Source organism: Nocardia abscessus NBRC 100374 (genome assembly GCF_000308455.1).
Classification (GTDB): Bacteria; Actinomycetota; Actinomycetes; order Mycobacteriales; family Mycobacteriaceae; genus Nocardia; species Nocardia abscessus.
Genome location: NZ_BAFP01000143.1, coordinates 1 through 227 on the forward strand (window position 1 = coordinate 1; position 227 = coordinate 227).

The window sequence follows — 227 nt, forward strand, 5'->3', positions numbered from 1 at the left end:
CCTGGCACATCGAGGGCGTCAAGCGGTTCATCACCTCCGCCGACTCCGACGACCTGTTCCCGAACATCATGCACCTGGTGCTGGCCCGCCCCGAGGGCGCCGGACCGGGCACCAAGGGCCTGTCGCTGTTCTTCGTGCCGAAGTTCCACTTCGACCACCAGACCGGCGAGCTGGGCGAGCGCAACGGCGTCTTCGTCACCAACGTCGAGCACAAGATGGGCCTGAAG

At 66.1% G+C, this 227-nt stretch carries 1 pseudogene; it reads left to right on the forward strand.

Annotated elements, in window-relative coordinates:
* Nucleotides 1-227 (forward strand): annotated as a pseudogene (locus tag ON19_RS29480) (acyl-CoA dehydrogenase); the annotation flags it as partial.